Origin of the sequence: Candidatus Infernicultor aquiphilus, from assembly GCF_002784285.1 — a bacterium.
GTDB lineage: Bacteria > Atribacterota > Phoenicimicrobiia > Phoenicimicrobiales > Phoenicimicrobiaceae > Infernicultor > Infernicultor aquiphilus.
On the sequence record NZ_PFKO01000349.1, the window covers coordinates 1 to 1,050 of the forward strand.

Below are 1,050 nucleotides of genomic sequence, written 5' to 3' on the forward strand. Positions count from 1 at the left end.
GGTTAAATAGAATTTCCTATGGCAAAGAAAAAAGAGGAAAACTAATTTTTAGCTTAAGGTTGAAGCAATATAAGCTCAAAAAAATTGACATTGTCATTAAGTCAAAGTAAGTTCAAAGCCACCTATCAGATAGAACTTTTCATTGAAACGAATGGTGGTTGTTGAATTTGTAATTTTATTAGGGTATATTAAAAACGGAGGTGAACGTAGATGCAAGTGATTAGGGCTTTATTTGATGGAAGTGAGATTAAACCTATCGAACCTATAAAAACGAAAAAGAAAACCGAGGTCCTTGTGATCTTCCCAGATGAGATAGAAAAATTTGCCTTAGAAGAGGCAAGAAGGCTTTTGAGGGGATCTGGGAAAGGAGAGAGGCTCACCGAAAAATTGTTAAAATCAAGGGCTGAGGATATTAAAATTGAAGGAAGATAAAGAAATCTTTATCCTTGATACTTCTGCTCTTTTGACTTTCATTGAGGATGAAGAAGGATCTGAATATATTGAGAATCTTTTAATTCGAGCAGAAAAAGGCGATGTAGCCATTTATGTTGCCTTTATTAGTCTAACGGAGGTTTTTTATATTACAGCTAAGGGAAAAGATGAATCAGAGGCATTAAAGAGGGTTAAGTTGATTCAATCTCTTGCAGTTAGGGTGGAAGAATCTAATGAGAATCTTAATGTGAGAGCGGGCGCTATAAAAGCAAAAAACCGCATCTCCATAGCTGATGCTTATATAGCGGCTCTGTGTCAGGAGCATAATGGTATACTTGTTCATAAAGACCCTGAATTCGAAAAAATATCACCAACGGTCAAGGAATTTAGATTGCCTTATAAAATCCACTAAAATCATTATCCGCTGAATCTCATCTATTTCTATGCCTTGGATTTCTCAATGTAAGGGGAGGTTTATATTTAAGCTTAAGGGTTTTTCCCCCTGATTGAATTTTTTAGTCAACCTTTCAATTTCAACTAAAGAAACCAAATAAACTAAATAAACTAAATAAACTAAATAAACCAGACAAACCAGGTAGACCAAATACAGCAGGCGTA

2 protein-coding genes are annotated in these 1,050 nt (G+C 34.9%); both read left to right on the forward strand.

The annotated features are described in order from the left end of the window. Positions 1-210 precede the first annotated feature (210 nt). Positions 211-432, forward strand: a complete 222-nt coding sequence (locus tag COZ07_RS09850; RefSeq protein WP_406608393.1) for a hypothetical protein — start codon at positions 211-213, stop codon at positions 430-432. Beyond that, positions 419-844 (forward strand): type II toxin-antitoxin system VapC family toxin, encoded by a 426-nt coding sequence (locus COZ07_RS09855; RefSeq protein WP_406608394.1) that lies wholly within the window; start codon positions 419-421, stop codon positions 842-844. Before COZ07_RS09850 ends, COZ07_RS09855 begins: the two co-directional genes overlap by 14 nt. Positions 845-1,050 lie beyond the last annotated feature (206 nt).

What these genes read in the sequence shown, in the direction of transcription:
- COZ07_RS09850 (WP_406608393.1), top strand. Translation starts at nt 211, where the DNA reads ATGCAAGTGATTAGGGCTTTATTTGATGGAAGTGAGATTAAACCTATC.